Below are 989 nucleotides of genomic sequence, written 5' to 3'. Positions count from 1 at the left end.
GGTACTTCAATGAACATGAATGCAAATGAAGTCATTGCCAATCGTGCTCTTGAATTATTAGGAATGGAAAAGGGAGACTATCATTATATTAGTCCAAATAGTCATGTAAATATGGCCCAATCAACAAATGATGCATTCCCAACGGCGATTCATATCGCAACGTTAAATGCATTAGAAGGCTTATTACAAACGATGGGTTATATGCATGATGTATTTGAATTAAAAGCAGAACAGTTTGACCATGTTATTAAAATGGGTCGTACACATTTACAAGATGCGGTGCCAATTCGTCTTGGACAAGAGTTTAAAGCATACTCTCGCGTACTTGAACGTGATATGAAACGAATTCAACAATCGCGTCAACATTTATATGAAGTAAATATGGGGGCAACTGCAGTTGGTACAGGCTTAAATGCAGATCCAGAATATATTGAAGCAGTTGTAAAACATTTAGCTGCAATTAGTGAATTACCGCTTGTTGGTGCAGAAGATTTAGTAGATGCGACGCAAAATACGGATGCTTATACTGAAGTATCTGCAGCGCTTAAAGTATGTATGATGAATATGTCTAAAATTGCGAATGACCTTCGCTTAATGGCATCAGGTCCGCGTGTTGGTTTAGCGGAAATTATGTTACCAGCTCGTCAACCAGGTTCATCTATTATGCCAGGGAAAGTAAACCCTGTTATGCCAGAAGTAATTAATCAAATTGCGTTCCAAGTAATTGGTAATGACCATACAATTTGCCTTGCTTCAGAAGCAGGACAATTAGAATTAAACGTTATGGAACCAGTACTTGTTTTCAACTTACTTCAATCGATTAGCATTATGAATAACGGTTTCCGTGCCTTTACAGATAATTGCTTAAAAGGAATTGAAGCGAATGAAGATCGCTTAAAAGAGTATGTTGAGAAAAGTGTAGGAATTATTACAGCCGTGAACCCTCATATCGGTTATGAAGCAGCAGCTCGCGTTGCGAAAGAAGCAAT

1 protein-coding gene is annotated in these 989 nt (G+C 37.9%); it reads left to right on the top strand.

Annotated elements, in window-relative coordinates; all coding sequences use genetic code 11:
* Positions 1–989: aspartate ammonia-lyase (locus ACQGS6_RS29280; protein ID WP_426966097.1), on the top strand; the 989-nt coding region annotated here is incomplete at both ends.

Source organism: Bacillus sp. GMs2/2 (assembly GCF_050172095.1).
GTDB lineage: Bacteria > Bacillota > Bacilli > Bacillales > Bacillaceae_G > Bacillus_A > Bacillus_A cereus.
The sequence above is the reverse complement of the archived record's forward strand: the minus strand, read 5'-3'. Positions and strand labels throughout refer to the sequence as shown.